This window comes from Actinomadura rudentiformis, assembly GCF_008923185.1.
In the GTDB taxonomy this organism is placed as follows: Bacteria; Actinomycetota; Actinomycetes; order Streptosporangiales; family Streptosporangiaceae; genus Spirillospora; species Spirillospora rudentiformis.
Window position 1 is genome coordinate 262,377 of record NZ_WBMT01000007.1, and the last position, 17,194, is coordinate 279,570.

The 17,194-nt window shown below is 68.4% G+C and carries 15 protein-coding genes and 1 tRNA gene; 12 read left to right on the top strand and 4 right to left on the bottom strand.

Annotated elements, in window-relative coordinates; translation table 11 throughout:
- Window positions 1-57 precede the first annotated feature (57 nt).
- From F8566_RS16865 to F8566_RS16880, 4 genes are read left to right on the top strand one after another with little or no spacing between them, the layout of a single operon-like run.
- Window positions 58-1,572, top strand: a complete 1,515-nt coding sequence (locus tag F8566_RS16865; protein ID WP_151561183.1) for an FAD-dependent monooxygenase — start codon at window positions 58-60, stop codon at window positions 1,570-1,572.
- Window positions 1,569-2,438, top strand: a complete 870-nt coding sequence (locus F8566_RS16870) for an SAM-dependent methyltransferase (RefSeq protein ID WP_151561184.1) — start codon at window positions 1,569-1,571, stop codon at window positions 2,436-2,438. Before F8566_RS16865 ends, F8566_RS16870 begins: the two co-directional genes overlap by 4 nt.
- Complete coding sequence (locus F8566_RS16875; protein ID WP_151561185.1) at window positions 2,435-3,193, top strand: hypothetical protein; 759 nt, start codon at window positions 2,435-2,437, stop codon at window positions 3,191-3,193. Before F8566_RS16870 ends, F8566_RS16875 begins: the two co-directional genes overlap by 4 nt.
- Window positions 3,194-3,199: 6 nt before the next feature.
- Window positions 3,200-4,489: a glycosyltransferase gene (locus F8566_RS16880; RefSeq protein ID WP_151561186.1), complete on the top strand. Its 1,290-nt coding sequence runs from the start codon at window positions 3,200-3,202 to the stop codon at window positions 4,487-4,489.
- Window positions 4,490-4,587: 98 nt separating this feature from the next.
- Here the strand turns inward: F8566_RS16880 and F8566_RS16885 are convergent, their stop codons facing one another.
- A complete protein-coding gene (locus tag F8566_RS16885) occupies window positions 4,588-5,238 on the bottom strand; it encodes a TetR/AcrR family transcriptional regulator (protein WP_151561187.1) in 651 nt (216 codons plus the stop codon).
- A 331-nt stretch (window positions 5,239-5,569) separates the two neighbouring features.
- Here F8566_RS16885 and F8566_RS16890 point away from each other — a divergent pair, with 331 nt between their 5' ends.
- Window positions 5,570-9,925: an nSTAND1 domain-containing NTPase gene (locus F8566_RS16890; protein ID WP_151561188.1), complete on the top strand. Its 4,356-nt coding sequence runs from the start codon at window positions 5,570-5,572 to the stop codon at window positions 9,923-9,925.
- 138 nt (window positions 9,926-10,063) lie between these two features.
- Here F8566_RS16890 and F8566_RS16895 read toward each other — a convergent pair whose 3' ends face one another.
- Window positions 10,064-10,336, bottom strand: a complete 273-nt coding sequence (locus tag F8566_RS16895) for a hypothetical protein (RefSeq protein ID WP_151561189.1) — start codon at window positions 10,334-10,336, stop codon at window positions 10,064-10,066.
- 150 nt (window positions 10,337-10,486) lie between these two features.
- Entirely contained in the window at window positions 10,487-10,636 is a 150-nt protein-coding gene (locus tag F8566_RS49855) for a hypothetical protein (RefSeq protein ID WP_192809703.1), read from the bottom strand.
- Between the two features lie 480 nt (window positions 10,637-11,116).
- Between F8566_RS49855 and F8566_RS16900 the strand changes: the two genes are divergently transcribed.
- From F8566_RS16900 to F8566_RS16910, 3 genes are all read left to right on the top strand, one after another.
- Entirely contained in the window at window positions 11,117-11,308 is a 192-nt protein-coding gene (locus F8566_RS16900) for a hypothetical protein (protein WP_151561190.1), read from the top strand.
- Window positions 11,309-11,319: 11 nt separating this feature from the next.
- Window positions 11,320-11,721 (top strand): type II toxin-antitoxin system VapC family toxin, encoded by a 402-nt coding sequence (locus tag F8566_RS16905; RefSeq protein WP_151561191.1) that lies wholly within the window; start codon window positions 11,320-11,322, stop codon window positions 11,719-11,721.
- Between the two features lie 338 nt (window positions 11,722-12,059).
- Entirely contained in the window at window positions 12,060-12,650 is a 591-nt protein-coding gene (locus F8566_RS16910; RefSeq protein WP_225993254.1) for a tyrosine-type recombinase/integrase, read from the top strand.
- Between the two features lie 81 nt (window positions 12,651-12,731).
- On the opposite strand, the gene F8566_RS16915 is transcribed toward F8566_RS16910, so the two are convergent.
- Window positions 12,732-12,805 (bottom strand) — tRNA-Gly (locus tag F8566_RS16915).
- A 109-nt stretch (window positions 12,806-12,914) separates the two neighbouring features.
- Between F8566_RS16915 and dcd the strand changes: the two genes are divergently transcribed.
- The 4 genes from dcd to F8566_RS52950 all read left to right on the top strand — a co-directional run bounded on the left by dcd (window position 12,915) and on the right by F8566_RS52950 (window position 17,119).
- Window positions 12,915-13,490, top strand: a complete 576-nt coding sequence (gene dcd, locus F8566_RS16920) for a dCTP deaminase (protein WP_151561193.1) — start codon at window positions 12,915-12,917, stop codon at window positions 13,488-13,490.
- A gap of 53 nt (window positions 13,491-13,543) precedes the next feature.
- Window positions 13,544-13,993 carry a hypothetical protein gene (locus F8566_RS16925; protein ID WP_151561194.1) on the top strand — a complete coding sequence of 150 codons (450 nt, stop codon included), beginning with the start codon at window positions 13,544-13,546 and terminating at the stop codon, window positions 13,991-13,993.
- Between the two features lie 176 nt (window positions 13,994-14,169).
- Window positions 14,170-15,360, top strand: a complete 1,191-nt coding sequence (locus tag F8566_RS16930) for a quaternary amine ABC transporter ATP-binding protein (protein WP_404800309.1) — start codon at window positions 14,170-14,172, stop codon at window positions 15,358-15,360.
- Window positions 15,353-17,119 (top strand): ABC transporter permease/substrate binding protein, encoded by a 1,767-nt coding sequence (locus F8566_RS52950; RefSeq protein ID WP_151561196.1) that lies wholly within the window; start codon window positions 15,353-15,355, stop codon window positions 17,117-17,119. Before F8566_RS16930 ends, F8566_RS52950 begins: the two co-directional genes overlap by 8 nt.
- Window positions 17,120-17,194: the final 75 nt, after the last annotated feature.

Below are 17,194 nucleotides of genomic sequence, written 5' to 3' on the forward strand. Positions count from 1 at the left end.
GCGAACCTTCATAGTCAATTTCACCGTACTCATTGTCTTCCGAAAAGGGTCACCGACATGACTCACCGCACTACGCGGTCGCACCACCACGAGGTCGTGGTCATCGGCGCTGGACCGGCCGGCCTGGTCGCTGCCACGCAGCTGGCCCACCACGGTCTCGATGTGCTCGTGCTCGACAAACGGGCCGAGGTGTCCGCGCTTCCCCGCGCCGTGGGGGTGACTGTCCGACAGATGGAGATCTTCCGCGGCTGGGGGCTGGAGGAGGAACTGCGGGCCGGGGCCGACGAAGTCGATCTCGCCCTTCTTCAGACCCGCACCGTCGCCGAGGCCCGCGATGGCATTCGGGTGCCGATCAACGTGCCCGACCTGGCGCAGAGTTCCGTGGTCAGCCCGACGGCCGCTGCCCGGGTGCCGCAGGACCACCTCGAGCAGGTGCTCGCCGACCACTTCGCCCGATTGACTGGCCGCCCGGTCCGCCGGGGCGCGGAGGTCGTCGGGGTCAGCCAAGACGAGGGGGGCGTGCGGCTCTCGGTCCGGGGCGCCGGCGGCCATGGCAGCAAAGCGGTCGAACAGATCAGCGCGGCGTACGTCGTCGCGGCGGACGGCGCCCACAGCCCGACCCGCGAGCACCTGGGCATCGCGTCCGCGGGGGTGGAAGGGCTGATGCGCGGGATCAGCGTCGAGTTCCGTGCGCCGCTGTGGCCGGTCCTCGGTCCGCACCGCTACGCGCTCTACTCGATCAGCCACCCGGACGGCGCGGGCGTGCTCATCCCCTCCGGCGGCGGCACCCGGTGGCAGTTCGGCGTGGTCCTCAGGCCCGACGACGACGTGGAGGCGCTCGCGCATCCCGAAGCGCTCGCGGAACGGATCCGGCTCGCTTCCGGGGTGCCCGATCTGCCCGTCCACCTGGTGCGCCAGAGCGCATTCACAGCCGACGTCAAGCTGTCGACGGCCTTTTCGTCCGGCCGGGTGTTCCTGGCCGGGGATGCCGCACACCGGGTCACGCCGCGGGGTGGCAACGGCCTGGCCATGGCCGTGCGCGGCGGGCTCGCGATCGGGTGGCGCCTTGCCTGGGTCCTGCGGGGCTGGGCGCCGGCTCACTTCCTCGACACCTACGAGGCGGAGGTGCGGCCGCTGATGGCCGACGACGTCGCCCGGGCCGCCGACCCGCAGGGTCATTGCCACGCCGTCCTCACCGAGCTCCTCCGCGACCTCGGTGGTCGCCTGCAGCACGCCTGGGTCGGGCCGGGTGCGCCCGGCCTTTCGCCGGTCTCGACGCTGGACCTGGTGGGCGACGGGCTCACCCTCTTCGTCGGCGACGACGACACCGCCTGGCGGGCGGCCGTCGCCCGCGTCGATCGCGGAGTTCCGGTGGACGTCGTGACGCTGCCCCGTGCCCCCGCTCATGCGCTCGGCCTCCACGCCGGCGGCGGGCTGCTGGTGCGGCCAGACGCGGTCCCGGTGGCTAGGTGGTATCGGGTGAGCGACGTGCCTGGGACCGTGGCCGAGCTCGAGCGCGCGGTCGACGAGGTCCTCGACCACCGGGTTACGACCATGACGGGTGCGGCATGACGCCCCATCCCGGCTCGCTCGACTCGCGCCGGTTCCCGCGCTCGTCCCGCTACCACCCTGATTGGGTGCGGTCGAGCATCAGCGGCGGAGCCCACTCGCTCTGGCTCACCGAATGGCTGTCCGAAGTCATCGACCTGCGGCCTGGAATGCGGGTGCTCGACCTCGGCTGCGGGCGAGGCGCGTCTTCGGTGTTCCTGCACCGGGAGTTCGGCGTCCAGGTGTGGTCGACCGACCTGTGGTTCAGCGTCGACGAGCGCGCCCAGCGGATCCGGGACGCCGGTGTTGAGGACGGCGTCTTCCCGATCCACGCCGACGCGCGCGCCCTGCCGTTCGCCCGCGACTTCTTCGATGTCGTCGTCAGCGTCGACTCCTACGTCTACTACGGCACGGACGACCTCTATCTCGGCTACCTGGCGCGCCTGGTGAAGCCCGGTGGGCAGATCGGGATCGCCGGCGCCGGCGTGGTGCAGGAGACCCCGGTCGACCCGCCCTCGCATCTGCGGCACTGGTGGGAGCCGAGCCTCGCCTGCCTGCACGCACCCGAGTGGTGGCACCGGCACTGGTCGCGCAGCGGCATCGTCGATGTCGAGCGGGCCGACGCCATGGACGAGGGTTGGCGGCTCTGGCTGCAGTGGCAACGCGCGGTTGCCCCCGACAACAAGCCGGAGATCCAGGCGCTCGAGGCCGACCGGGGGCGCTACCTCGGCTACGTCCGCGCCGTTGCCCGGCGGCGCCACGACGTCGAACTCGACGACCCGATCACCTCCGTCCCGGTCGCCTACCGGCAGCAGCCGTTGCTGGTAGGCGACTCCTCAACGGCCCGACGTCCCGACGCGCCCGTACCGACTCCCCAGGAGAGAGCATGAGCACCACCACCACGAGCACCACCCCGTCGCCGGGTCTCGAGCTGGACGAGGTACCTCGCCGCGGTGCCCGCAGCCAGCTGGTGACCACCGGCCTGGCCGGCGTCGCGATGCTGGCCCTGCAGTTCACCGGCCAGGCGCTGATCTCAACGGAGGCGGCCGAGCCCGCGTTCGACGCTCCGGCCAGCGAGATCCACACGTTCTTCGCGGCCAACGATCCGAGCCTCATGGCGGCCGGCAGCTACCTGTCGGCGCTCAGCGTCCTGGCCGCGCTGTTCTTCGCAGGCGGGCTGGCCTCGCTACTGCGCCGCGACTGGCGCGCGCCGCTCGTACTCGCCTGCGGACTGGGGTACGCCCTGGCTGTCGGCGTGGGCTGGGAGCTGGCCGCGACCCGCGTGGAGGAGGGGCTCAACCCCGATCTGGCGCGGCTCGCCTTCGACCTTGGCAACCTGTCGTTCGCCACGGCCTGGGTGGCCCTCGGTGGGTTCACCGTCGTGACCGGCTGCGCGCTGCGGACCCACCGGCTGGCGCCCGCCTGGGTCGCCTGGATGGGCGCCGTCGCGGGAATCTGCGCGGTCGCGGCTCGGGCCGTCTGGACCAGCCCCTTCTGGCTGGTCGGCTATTCCCTGTTCCTGGTCTGGACGCTCGCCATCTGTGCCGTCCTGCTGGCGCGGGCCTTCCGCGCCGACACATCCGATCCTGACCGTCACCACGGTTTCGAGCCCAGCGGTGCGCTCGCCCGCCGAGAAGAGAGCTGATCACCCATGAGCAACACCTACCTGTTCGCCCTCACGGACGGAGGCAGCGGCACCGTCGCGCCCGAGCTGGGCGTGGCCCGGCGCCTCGTGGAGCGCGGCCACCGTGTGACCGTCCTCGGTGAGGACTCGATGGCCGCGGCCGCGGCCGACACCGGAGCCACGTTCCTCCGCTGGGAGCACGGGCTCAACCGCCCCGACCACCGACCCGAGCACGCGCCGTACCGTGAGTGGGAGTTGACCAGTCCACCGGCCCTGGTCCGGGCGATGGTCGCCCACCTCGTCTCCGGTCCGGCGGAGGGCTACGCGCACGACGTGACGCGGGCGATCAGCGCCGACCGCCCCGACCTGGTGCTCACCTCGTTCTTCGCGTTCGGCGCCATGATCGCCGCAGAGGCCGCCGGGACGCCGTTCGACGTGTTGATGCCCAACATCTACCCGCTGCCGGTTGCGGGCCTGCCGCCGTTCGGGCCCGGGTTCGCCCCCGCGCGGGGTGCCTGGGGACGCCTGCGCGACCGCGTCGTCGCCGCCCTGTCGCAGCGGACCTGGGACCGCGCCGCCCTGCCCGGCCTCAACGCAGTGCGCAGCAGCCACGGTCTCGGGCCGATCGCGCATTACCAGGACCAGGTGCACGCGGCGCGACGTCAACTCCTGCTCACCAGTGCGGCCTTCGACTTCCCGGCCCAGTTGCCGCCGTCGGCACGCTACGTGGGCCCGGTCCTCGACGACCCGGCCTGGGCGATTGGTCCGGACACGGCACCACCCGGCGACGCACCGCTCGTACTGGTGTCGATGTCGACCACGTTCCAGAGCCAGACGGAGACCCTGCAGCGGGTCGTGAACGCCCTTGCGGAACTCCCGGTGCGGGCTCTGGTCACCACCGGGCCGGTCATCGACCCAGGCACGATCATGGCGCCGCCGAACGTCGCGGTCGTGGCGGCCGCACCACACACGCGCGTGCTCCGCGACGCCGCGCTCGCCGTGACTCACGGCGGCCACGGCACACTCGTGAAGTCGTTCGTCACGGGCGTGCCCGTCGTGGTCCTGCCACACGGCCGGGACCAGGCGGATAACGCGGCGCGCGTGGTCCACCGCGGCGCCGGACTGTCGGTGCCGCGCGCCGCGTCACCGGCGCGGATAGCCCACGCCGTCCGCACGGTCCTCGAAGACCGCTCGTTCGCCGCCGGCGCGGCCCGGCTCGGCGCCGCCCTGCGCGCCGACGCCGCCAGCGGCCGCCTCCTCGCCGAACTCGAGGCGGACCTGGCCCACCAAGCCTTGGGGACACACCCGCACGGCTGAGCGCCGACCATCAAGACGCACGCCCCGGACAGTGACAACATCCCGGCCTGCTGCTGTTCAGCCTCGTGGTGGTCTTGTGAGGCCAGCCCGACTCGACGTCAGGCGCCCCGGCTGCGTGCAGCCGGGGTGTCCGGCGTCCGGCACACGGCTCGCTCGGCCATGTCCACCAGGATGTCAATCGCCTCGTCGACCGTGTGGCTGCGGCCGGTCACCAGCAGGTCCAGGCTCTCAAAGCTCGTCAGCACCCACAGCGCGTCGACCGCCTCCTCGACAGTGAGCCCCTCACGCAGCTCACCCTCCCGTTCCAGGTGCTCAGCCAGGCTCTGCATGCCCGCCCGCCGGTCAATCTCCATATGGCGCACGGCACCGCCGGCCGACTCAGGATCCAGCCGATCCATGGCATGCAGCACGCGATAGACCGCCAACTCCTGACCCTTCATCCGGCTGGCCGCCCGGATGCCCTCACGCAGGTGATCACGCGCGTCAGCGGCGTCCACCGCCCGGCCGAGCTCACCCAGACCGGTGCGCTCCCAAAGATCGGCCACGAAAGCGTCGAACAGACCCGACCGCGAACCGAAATCAGCGTAGATCGTCGACCGCGACACCTTGGCCAGCTCAGCCACCCGACCCAGGCTCGGCTGCTCGGTCGGCACCTCGCGCAGACACCGGCCGACCGCCTCCAGAATCCGACGCCTGGTCTGCTCCGCGGCCTCAGCGCGCAGCACCTGCTGATACTTCCGGGATGCCATGCCCCCATACTGACACATTCACCCGACAGACAGTCTGCTCAACTCGCGTCTCACGTAACGGCACCCCTAGCCGTCAGACTTGCGGCAGGTACTGGGAATGCCAGACCAGCCGGCCAGATAGCCGCGCAGGCAGCACGCGACCGAACAGGGTTGTGCGCGCGAAAGGGAACGTCTTCACCTGGAGACCCCCGCGTCCACACCAACTGATTGCACTTGGCCAGGCGGCCCCGTGCGGGACCCATGTGATGACCTTCCTGTGGAGTAGTTCCGAAGGTGGCCAAGTGTTAGATGCCCCATTACGTGATGCTTCCGGCGGGGGATAGTTGCGGATGTGAGCGATGCGGATCTTGCGCGTGAGGGCGTCGCCCGATCGGTGCGCTCAGCTGGGGTGAAGGTGCGTTCGTGGACGCCGCCTGCGTTGCTGGCGGTGTTGTCGGCGGCGGCGTTCGCGCCCTTGCTTGTCTCGGGTTTGGGCGTCTCCGCGCTGGTCAGTGCTGGTGTCGGTGCCGCTACGGCGGTCGGTGGGAATGTGCTGACCGACGTGGTGAGGGGCGCTGTCGACAGCCTGCGTGGCCGTGAGCCGACGCGTGAGGAAGCTCAGGAGGAGCTCGAGCGCCGGTTCCGGGAGGTGCTGGCTGCCGGTGACGCGACCGCGGAGCGGCTGCGCGCCGAGCTTGCGGGTGTGCTCCGCGAGTTGGGGTTGGTCGGGACTGCGATCGAGGCGGCCGTCCAGAGCGGTGACCGCGAGCTCCAGGTGGCGCTGGAAGAGGGCTTGGCCGGGCTCGGTACAGAGTTCGCTGAGTTCTCCTTCGTTTTGACCGATCTGGCGAGCCAGTTGATGCGCATCCGCGAAGGCATCGACCAGCAGCGGGCCGAACTCCAGACGGCGGTCGGGCTGCAGTACCGGCAGGCGACCGACACCCGGCTCCTGCTCGACCGGCTTGCGCTGATCGAACGCCGGATCCCGGCTGGCGACGCGTCCGACGGCGCACGGTGGAGGGGCGGAAGCCCTTACAAGGGTCTGGCGACCTACAGCGAGGCCGACGCCGATGTGTTCGTCGGACGCGAGGAGATGACTGCGCAACTGGTCAGCACACTGTCGCAGCGCCTGACCCGACCGGGCCTCCTCATCGTCACCGGCGCGTCCGGAGCAGGAAAGTCGTCGCTGCTGCGCGCCGGGCTCTCCCCTGCGATCGCGCGCGGCGGCCTGTCTGAGCCCGCACGCCTGTGGCCGCGCCATGTCATGGACCAGCCCACCCGCGCGCCGTTGACCAACCTCGCCGGCCTGCTCGCGGGCCTGGCCGGACTCGATGCCAGGACCGTTCTGGACAGGTTGGAAGGCGATCCGGCCGACGCCTCCCTGCTTGTGCGGCAGGCGGTCGACCACGACGCGCGCCGACGCGAGCTTCCCGCCGGGGGCCGCCTGATCCTCGTGGTGGACCAGTTCGAAGAGGTCTTCGCAACAGGCGGCGAGGACGCGGCTGCCCAGCGCACCGCGTTCGTCGCGGCTCTGCACGCCGCCGCGACCGCGGACCCTCCCGCCGCACTCGTGATCATCGCGGTACGCGGCGACGTCATCGACCGATGCGCCGACCACCCCGAGCTGGTCGAAGCCTTGCGCCAGGGCCCGTTCATCCTCGGCCCGATGAGCGAGCCCGAGCTGCGCTCGGCCATCACAGTGCCTGCGGAGACGGCCGGGCTGGAGATCGAATCCGGCCTTGTCGACACCATTCTGGGGGAGTTGCGCACACCCACCGGTTTCGACGCGGGAGCCTTGCCACTGCTGTCCCAGACGATGCTCACCGTCTGGGAACACCGCGAAGGAAACCGCCTCACCAACCGCGGCTACGCCATCACTGGCGGCGTCACTCGCGCCGTGGCATCGAGCGCCGAGGCTGCCTACGCCGAACTCGACGACGAGCGCAAGAACCTGGCCCGCCGACTGTTCCAGCAGCTGACCGCGGTCTCACCGGACGGCAGGCTGACCCGCCGGACCATGCCGCGTACGGCTCTGGCGGAGATTGGAGAGCTGGAGGAGGTCCTGGAGGTTTTCGCCCGGCGCCGGCTGATCGTCGTCGACAGCGACGCGGTCCAGATCTCCCACGACTCCCTCCTGACCAACTGGCCCGCCCTGCGCGAATGGATGGAGCCGGACGTGACCGGCCAGGCAATCCGCAGCCGGTTGATCGACGAAGCCGAACGGTGGAACCGCGAAGAACGCGCCACGTCCTACTTGTACCGAGGCGTCGAGCTGGCCGCCGCGCGTCAGGCCGAACCACGCTGGCGGGACACGCCCCTGACCGGCACCGCGCGGGAGTTCCTGGATGAGAGCGTGCGCGCAGAGGCCCGAGGCACACGTCGGCGTCGTCTGACCCTGGCCACGCTCTCGGGCCTCATCGCGGCGGCCCTCGTCCTGGCGGGCCTGGCCGTTCTCCAAAGTCAAACGGCGCGGCAGCAGGAGAAGATCGCCACTGCGCGGGAACTCGTCGCCAAAGCCGAAGCCGCCTTGGAGACCGATCCCCAGACCGCTCTGCGCCTCAACGTGGCCGCCCAACGCATCAACCCCGACCCTGAAACCAACGCCTACCTGCAAAGGGCCATCACCACCACGCCGTACGCCGGTCAGCTCACAGGGGTGAGCACCTCGGTCAGCTCCATCGCCTACTCTCCGAGCGAGCGCTACCTCGCGGCCGGATACGTCAACGGGCAGGTCATGCTCTGGGACCTCCGCGATCCCCTGCGCCCGCGTACTCTGGGCCGGCCCTTCGCCGCATTCGACTCGCCGGTCAACACAATCGGCTTCTCCTCGGGCGACCGCCGGCTCGTCACCGCCGGCAATGCCGGCTTCATCGCCGTCTGGGACCTGACCGACCCGTCCCGGCCACGCCCGGCAGGCAATCCGGTCAAAGGCAAGAAGTACCGGACGAGCACGGTAGCGATATCGCGGGACGGAAGTGCCCTGGCCATGACGACCGAGAAGAACCGCGAGCTTCAGCTATGGGACCTCACCGATCCCACCCGCGTCCGCCCGTCCGGGCCCGCATTCGCGTCCCAGTCCAAAGGCTTGATCCTCGTCGCCTTCTCCTCAGACGGCGGCAGAATCGCCGTCGCCCCCAGCGACTACAGGGATCCGGTGACCCTTTGGGATATCCGACAGCGCTCAGAGCCACGGCTGCTCGGGCGTTTTGAACCGCGGCTCGCAGCAGGCGGTCTCTCATTCTCTGGCGACGGCAGGATGCTCGCCATCCATGGAGGCTTCAAAGGCACCACGCTCTGGGACGTAAGCGATCCGAGGAACATTCGACCCGCGAGCGAGCCCGTAGGGCCCGCATTCACCTCCCAGGTGAGCTTCGCTCCCAAGGGCACCATCCTCGCAGTGACCGGCGATCGCGATTCGGGCGTCGTGCTGTGGGACTTCCGAAATCCTGACTCCCCGGACCAGGTCGACAGCCTGATCGCCGGCGAATACGACACAGCCATGGCGTTCTCTCCAGACGGCAGAATGGCCGTCAGCGGTGCGTCGGATACCGGCCGTATCACTCTTTGGAACCTGGCCCGCCTCGGGCGCCCGCAATCGTATGGCCCGCCGTTCGTCGGCCACCACGGGAAGCATCTCGACGTCTACGCCTTGGACATGTCGCGGGACGGCACGATGCTTGCGACCGGCGGCCGAGACAACACCGTCGGGTTGTGGAACATCGCCGACCGTGCCCGTCCCCGCCGCCTCGGCACGCTGAAGGGCCACACCGGCGATGGAGTTGAGGGCCTCGCTTTCTCACCGGATGGGAAACTGTTGTCCTCTGGCGATACCGAAGGGACCGTCATCCTCTGGGATCTCACCGATCCAAGCCATCCGCGCCCGTTGGGCTCCCCAATCCCCACTCCCATCGACACCGTGCGAGCGCTCTCGTTCTCCGCTGACGGAAAAACGCTGATCGCGGGCGGCGACAGCGGAACGATCTCCTGGGACCTGCGGGAGCCCGCTCGCCCACGCAGCTCAGCACGGTTGCTCTACGAGGGGGGCGTACTGGAGATCTGGCGGCCCTCGGACGGCCGAGTGCTCGCACTCCTCAAAGGTACGCGATCACCTCGCGCCCGCGACGCCAACCCGGCCCCTCAAGGCTCTCGCCTGTGGGATATCTCGGACCTCGATAAACCGAAACAGCTAGGCCCGGCCCTCACCGGACACACCGACAGCGTACAGAGCGCCGCCCTGTCCCCCTCCGGCGACGTGCTCGCCATCGGCGACAAGCGTGGAACAGTCCTCCTCTGGGATCTGCGCGAGCCGTCCCGTCCCCGAAGACTCGGCGACGCCTTGCGCCCCCACGGCGACAGCATCAAGGTGGCCCTGGCGTTCGCGCCGAAGACCGATCTCATGGTGACCTCCGGGAGCAGCGGCGATGTCTACCTATGGGACCTCGGCAACCGCATTCTGCCCAGGCGATTGAGCACGTCGCTGAACGACAACCTGGACGCCGTCTTCCATCTGGCGTTCTCCTCTGACGGCGGCACACTGGCGACCGCCGGGTCCGACGGCGACGTCGTCCTCTGGGACATGCGTCCGACCTACGATCTGCGCCGCCACCTGAAAGAAACCTCCTGCCTGGTCACTCGCGGTGGCCTCGACCGCGAACAATGGAACCGCTACCTGCCCGACCTCGACTACCTGGACACCTGCGCTCGCTGACACCGAACGCATCGTGACCGTGGAGACGGGCAAGGTGGGGCAGGAGACGATTTCGCGATCATCGGTGCCCCCCTGGCCGCCGCCATCAGCACGGCGATCGTGCTGGCCTGCATCAACGGCTTTCACCGCCCCTCTTCATCACCAGGGACAGCTCCTGCCGAGGCCACGCTCGGTGGCGCCTGCAGGGAAGGCAGCCAGCGCCGGTTGTAGAAGTTGGAGTGCCGCCACCAGGCGCCACGAGCGGCGGGATTTGGCCGAGCGCAGCGGCGGGTCGGCCTCGATCGCGTCCTGGAAGATCGAATACAGCAGGCCGTGCAGGTTCCAGATGGTCTTGGGCTTGTGTGGACGGCGCAGCCACCTGGGCAGAATGCGCAGGATCGGGCACGCCCCACCTGCAGTTCGTTGACCCATCGCCGGATCAGATGCCGGTCGATCCCGTGGCCGTCCCGGATATCGAGATCTCCGAACCTGGACAGCATGTAGTTACGGAGGTCACGCTCATAGTCGTATCGCGTCCGTTCCGCCACGCTGGACAGCGTCCGCGCGTAACGCCGCGCATAGTCACTCGACTGCCAGCCTGAACGCCAGGGCAGACCCCGAGTCGTGAAAGGTCTCCGATTGAGGAGCGCCTTGCCCTGTCCCGCCGAGCCGCCACTTGACCCGGTAACTCGTCCGCTTGTCCTTGCGCCGCCGGCATTCGATGTTCGCCATGACCGCAAGCTAGAACCCCGCCGCGGACGCGCAAAGGGAATCGGTGATCGTCCATACACCCACGAAACGTGAAAGCCCCAACCGGGCGGCGTTCCATCGCAGGTCAGGGCCTTGATCACAGTGGAGCGAGTGACGGGAATCGAACCCGCGCTACCAGCTTGGGAAGCCGCATCCACTGATCACTGCCCACCAGCCAACCCGCTGACCTGCACCAACGCAACCATCTCCCCGCTGACGACCGTACGCGCCCGCAGATCCCCGCTCCAACGGGCACGCAACGGGCACGTGGGCGGCGCGTGCGCCGGCCACTCCTCGGGCTTCCCATAGATGCCAGAGGGTGATCATGCCTTGATCACCTGTGCTTACCTGTCGCTACCTGTCGCTACCTATCCCTAGCTGTGGTTAGCTGTCGCTAGTTGTAGCTCGATGTAGCAAGCTGAAGGAAGTTATAGGCGGCTGGATCAAGACGGGAGGTGCAGGATGACTGCTGGCAGCGCTCACTACGCGGCGGAACCGCCGAAGGGCTCCACCTCACTAGATGACCTTGCGCGCCAGAAGAACGTCCAGGTCGTCACATCCGCCGATGATCTCGCGCAGGATGGCGTGTTCGACTCCGATGAAGAGCTAGACGCCTTTCTGGAACACGTCACTGAGGCTCGGCACGCTGACTAACGTGGGCGTCTATGGATCGTGTGGTCCTCGATACGGACGTAGCCTCCCTCAGCTTGAAGCGTCGCGTCCCACCGCCCGTCATGACCCGCTTGATCGGTAAGCAGCCCTGCATCGCATTCGTCACCCTTGGCGAGTTGGCCCAGTGGGCAGAGCTGCGACAGTGGGGGCGGCGCAATCGCGAGGCACTCGGCCACTGGCTGAATGGCGTGATCGTGCTGCCCTACACGGACGACGTGGCGATCACATGGGGCCAACTCTCCGCCGCCGCCATCCGGCGCGGCCGACCTCGTCCGGCCAACGACTCCTGGATCGCAGCTTGCGCCCTTACCTATGGCCTCCCTCTGGCGACCCTCAACGTAAAGGACTTCGAGGATTTCGCCGAGCACGAGGGTCTCGGCCTCATCACGACCTAAGCAGACGCTCCCGCCGTGCCGGAGGCTGATTCGCGCGAGCGGCGAGACGGTGTGACAGAGCTTGGCACGCGAATGAGGGCTCCGGTCTCCAGGAGGGGTCTGGGGAACCACGGGGTTCCCCAGTCGCAGACGCTCACTTTGGGACATGCCCGTGGCCAACGTGAGAGCGGGCTGCCTTCGACGCCGTAGGCACCAGTAGGCGAGCTTGCTCGTTGCCGACGGCGTGACCGAATCCGCGGTGACATCCGGCGGCGGCGCGACCTAGTGACTTGCCGCAAGCCGGGGGGCAGGGCGGCAGCGTCGCTGATGCGCGGCCGGGCGCGCGCCGCCGGAGACCGGTGCCCACGCCGCATGCTCCGGCGGCGCTGGCGGCGGGCCGCGCCAACGGCGCGAGCGCCGCCGCTCTTGACCTGGACGGCCAGACCGTTCGAATCGACGAGACCGTATACGAGCTGGGGCCGCTGGTGAAGGGGACTCCTAGGTCCGAAGCGAGCAAGCGCCGGGTGGTGCTTCCGGGGCTGATCATCCCGGAGCTGCGAGCGCACGTGCAGGAGTACTCCGCGCCGGGTCCTGCCGGTTTCGTGTTCGTCGGGGTTAAGGGCGGTCAGCTCCGGCGCAGCAACTTCTCCAAGCATTGGGCCAGGGCGTTGGACAAGGCTGGGCTGCCAATCGGAGAGATCCACGTGCATGACCTTCGGCACACGGGCAACACGTACGCGGCGGAGTCCGGCGCCTCGCTGGGCGAGTTGATGAACCGGATGGGGCACTCGTCAACCCGGGCCGCCCAGGTCTATCTGCACGCGCGGCGCGAGCGTGACAAGGAGATCGCCTCGACGCTGGACAAGATGGCCAAGCGGGAGCTGAAGCGGAGCAAGAAGAAGGGCGCCAGGAAGAAGCCCAAGGGCACGGCTGAGGCATCGGGCACGTAGCGGGCACGGCGGCGGTGAGGTGGCCTCTTACGAAGAAAGCCCCGGGCTTGGGATCATGTCCCTGGCCTGGGCCTTCGTGTGTGGAGCGAGTGACGGGAATCGAACCCGCGCTACCAGCTTGGGAAGCTGGAGTTCTGCCATTGAACTACACTCGCGCGGGCCGTCGGTGGGACGGCCGCTTGGTCATGGTACCGGAATCCGGGCGGTTGGGGAGACGGGGTGTGGTGGGCGCGCGTGGGGGCTCGGCACGGTAGCTTTTCTGGCGTGCTGCTCTCCGATCGCGATATCAGGTCCGAGCTCGAGTCCGGGCGGGTCAAGATCGACCCGTACGAGCCGGGCATGGTTCAGCCGTCCAGCGTTGATGTGCGGTTGGATCGGTACTTCAGGGTCTTCGAGAATCACAAGTACCCGCACATCGACCCGGCCATCGAGCAGAGCGATCTGACTCGGTTGGTGGAGGTGGAGTCGGACGAGGCGTTCGTGCTCCATCCGGGAGAGTTCGTGCTCGCCTCTACGTATGAGGTCTTCGGGTTGCCGGAGGATCTGGCTGCGAGGCTGGAGGGGAAGTCGAGTCTGGGGCGGCTGGGGTTGCTGACGCACTCGACGGCGGGGTGGATCGATCCTGGGTTCAGCGGGCATGTGACATTGGAGCTTTCGAATGTCGCGACGTTGCCGATCAAGCTGTGGCCGGGGATGAAGATCGGACAGATGTGCCTGTTCCGGACCAGCTCGCCGGCTGAGTTCCCTTACGGGTCGGAGCGGTACGGGTCGCGGTACCAGGACCAGCGGGGGCCGACGCCGTCGCGGAGCTTCCTCAACTTTCACCGTACGAAGGTGTGAAATCGCTGCTGAGGCGCTACGACCCCGGGGTCAGGTGGCGACCTTGGGGGTGGGTGCTCACTAACGGGGCCGTCGTGCGCTGGGACGGCTCTGTGAAGGGTGACGAGCTGCTTCAGCGGGGGTTGGACCATCACCTGCGGGGGGTGGTCGAGGACGATCTTGAAGATCTGCTGCGGGTTTTCTTGGCGGGTGTCTTGCTTCCGGCGGAGCTCGCATTGGCGCTCGACCTGCCCGGGGTGGTGATCCGGGAGGACCGGGGGCTGGGGCTCTTCTGGTTCGACAATGATGATCCGGATCTGACCGTCACGGCGCAGGCGGCGACGGAAGTGCCGCTCGCGGTGGCGTTGCGGCCGCCCATATATGTCGTCGGGATCGACGATGCCAGGGGCGCTTCGGAGGAGTCGGCGACGAGGGCGTTCGAGCTGGCCAGGGGGCTGGGTGGAACGATCGTGGACCGGTATGGATTTCTGGTCACCGAGGTGAGCCAGGTCACCAAAAGATGAAACATCTGCTGAACGCAGGTAGTTTCGGTTGCCGCAAAGCGTTGGCATCCGGTTGACGCTCCCATTACTTCGTCGGATGCCTCCCGGGAACGGCTTGTTTCCGCGTGCCAGGTGGTGTGTTCGCGGAGACCCGAAAGGAGACCGTGTCCATACTGCGCGCGGAAAACGTAACCAAGTTGTTCGGCCGGAGGACGGCTGAGGCGGCCCGGAAGATCGGATCGGGGGCCGACATTGGCGATCTCGGTGTCACGGCCGCTGTGGTGGAGGTCTCGTTCGAGGTCCATCAGGGTGAGATCTTCGTGGTCATGGGACTGTCCGGGTCCGGGAAGTCCACCCTGATCAGGATGCTCAACGGCCTGCTGGAGCCTACGTCGGGCAAGATTCTGATCGACGGCACTGATCTTACGTCGTTGCCACCGAAGCCCCTTAGGGAGTTGAGGCAAAAGAAGGTCAGCATGGTCTTCCAGCACTTCGCCCTGTTCCCCCACAGGACGGTGCTGGAGAACGCGGCGTACGCCCTGGAAGTGCAGAACGTGCCCAAGCGGGAACGGCTGGAAAAAGCCACGGAGTATCTGCGTCTGGTCGGGCTTGAGGGCTGGGGCGATCGGTTCCCGGACGAGCTGTCGGGCGGCATGCAGCAGCGGGTGGGCATCGCCCGCGCCTTGACCGCGGGCACTGAGATCCTGCTCATGGACGAGGCGTTCAGCGCCCTCGACCCGCTCATCCGGCGGGAGATGCAGGAGCTCTTGCTGGAGCTGCAGAGCGAGCTCGGCAAGACGATCGTGTTCATCACGCATGACCTGAACGAGGCGATGCGGCTGGGCGACCGGATCGCGATGCTCCGGGACGGGCGCGTCATGCAGATCGGGACCGCCGAGGAGATCCTTACCGATCCGGCGAACGACTATGTCGCCCAGTTCGTGGCGGACGTGGACCGTACGCGGGTGCTCACGGCGAGCTCGGTGATGGAGAAGCCGCTGTCGATCGTCGATCCTGGGAACGGTCCAAGGGCCGCGGTCCGGGCCATGAGAGAGAACCAGACCGCCGGCGCGTTCGTCGTCGGACGGGACCGCAGGCTGATCGGGGCTGTGTACGCCGAGCAGGCCGCGCAGGCGGTTCGGGACGGTGCCGGCTCGCTGGACGGGCTGGTCGAACAGCTGGAGGTGGTCAGCCCCGACACCCCGTTGGCGGAGCTGTTCAGCCGGAGTGCGGAGAGCGCGCTGCCGGTGCCCGTCACGGACGGGGCCGGGCGGCTGCTCGGCGTCATCCCTCGGGTCACGCTCCTGGCCGCGCTCGGCAATCTGAACGGTTCGACCGGCGAGCTGCCCGAGCTCGACACCGACGAGGAGGTGATGACCAGTGCGTAAGATCCCTCTCGGCGACTGGGTGAACGACGCCATCGGCTACCTGACCGACCACGGCCGGCCGGTGTTCGACGCGATCAGTGACGCGGTCAGCGGCTTGGTCGGCGGGCTGGAGTCGGTGCTCGCCGGCCCGCCCGCGCTGGCCATGGCCGGCATCGTCGCGGTGCTGGGGTGGTGGCTGCGCGGCCCGCTGTTCGCGGTGCTGAGCTTCCTCGGCCTGGCGCTCATCGACAACCTCGGCGAGTGGGAATCGGCGATGTCGACACTGGCGTTGGTGCTGGTGGCGAGCATCGCGGCACTGGTCATCGGGGTGCCGCTCGGCATCCTGGCGGCGCGCAGGCCGGGTGTGGCGACGGTGGTCCAGCCGGTGCTGGACTTCATGCAGACGATGCCCGCCTTCGTCTACCTGATCCCGGCGATCTTCTTCTTCGGGGTCGGCGAGGTGCCCGGCGTCATCGCGACCGTGATCTTCGCGCTTCCTCCGGGAGTGCGCCTCACGCAGCTGGGCATCGGCCAAGTCGACAAGGAGATGGTGGAGGCCGCCGACGCGTTCGGCACCCCGCCCGGCCGCACCCTGACCCGGGTGCAGCTCCCGCTGGCGCTGGGCACCATCATGACCGGCGTCAACCAGGTGATCATGCTGTCGCTGTCCATGGTCGTCATCGCCGGCATGGTCGGCGCGGGCGGTCTGGGCGGCGAGGTGTTCGGCGCGATCACGCAGCTGGACGTCGGCCGCGGCTTCGAGGCGGGGCTCTCGGTGGTCATCCTGGCCATCACCCTGGACCGGCTGACCGGCGCGCTCGGCGTCAGGCTGAGCCCAGTGACGCGTGCCCGCTCCGCGGCGGCGACCACCACTCGCGGCTGGCAGGGGGCACTGCACTACCGGCCACGGCCCGCGTTCGCGCTGGCGGGCGTTCTTGTGCTGGCGCTGGTCTCGGCCGGGTTCGGCCTGACCGGCGGCGACCAGGGGCAGGACGGCAAGAAGCAGCTGACCATCGGCTACATCCCGTGGGACGAGGACATCGCCGTCAGCTATCTCTGGAAGGGCGAACTGGAGAAGCGCGGCTACTCCGTCAAGCTCCAGCAGGTCGACGCGGGGCCTCTCTACTCGGGCCTCGCCGCCGGTCAGATCGACCTCTTCCTCGACGCCTGGCTCCCTGCCACCCACGCCGACTACTACGCCAAGTACAAGAGCAAGATGGAGGACCTCGGCACCTGGTACGACAACGCCAGCATGCAACTCGCCGTCCCCAAGGACGACCCGGCCAACAGCGTCGCCGACCTGGCCGCCGACCCCGGGCGCTACAAGGGCCGGATCATCGGCATCGAGCCCAGCGCGGGCGAGATGAAGATCGTCAAGGACAAGGTCATGCCCGGGTACGGCCTGGACGGCAAGTTCAAGCTCATCCAGGGCAGCACTCCCGCGATGCTGGCCGAGCTCACCCGTGCGACGAGCGCCAAGCAGCCGATCGTGGTGACGTTGTGGAAGCCGCACTGGGCGTACTCCAAGTTCCCGATCAAGCCGCTGGCCGACCCGAAGGGCACCTTCGGCTCCACCGAGAAGCTCCACATGCTCGCCCGGCAGGGCTTCAGCAAGGACTTCCCGGAGCTGACCGGCTGGTTGAAAAAGTTCCAGATGGCCGACCAGCAGCTGTTCCCGCTGGAAGACCTGATCATGAACAAGTACAAGGGTCAGGAGGCCAAAGCCGTGGAGGAGTGGACCAAGGCCAATCCCGACTTCATGAAGAAGATCACCGGCTGATCGGCCCCCGGCGTACGCGCTGAAGGCCGACTTCCGGCATACGTGCTGAAGGCCGCTCGGACCCCCCGGTCCGGG